The following is a 370-nucleotide window of genomic DNA, read 5'->3' as shown; positions in this document are numbered from 1 at the left end:
TAATTCGAAGCAACGCGAAGAACCTTACCAGGTCTTGACATCTGAATGACCGTCCTAGAGATAGGGCTTTCCTTCGGGACATTCAAGACAGGTGGTGCATGGTTGTCGTCAGCTCGTGTCGTGAGATGTTGGGTTAAGTCCCGCAACGAGCGCAACCCTTAACTTTAGTTGCCAGCATTCAGTTGGGCACTCTAGAGTGACTGCCGGTGACAAACCGGAGGAAGGTGGGGATGACGTCAAATCATCATGCCCCTTATGACCTGGGCTACACACGTACTACAATGGTCGGTACAACGGGAAGCGAAGCCGCGAGGTGGAGCCAATCCTAAAAAGCCGATCTAAGTTCGGATTGCAGGCTGCAACTCGCCTG

1 rRNA gene is annotated in these 370 nt (G+C 52.4%); it reads left to right on the top strand.

The features are described from left to right. Positions 1-370: ribosomal RNA gene (locus tag BBG47_RS28520) — 16S ribosomal RNA — on the top strand; the annotation flags it as partial.

This window comes from Paenibacillus sp. KS1 (assembly GCF_001680695.1).
Classification (GTDB): Bacteria; Bacillota; Bacilli; order Paenibacillales; family Paenibacillaceae; genus Paenibacillus_B; species Paenibacillus_B suaedae.
This window is presented reverse-complemented; position numbering and strand designations above follow the sequence as displayed.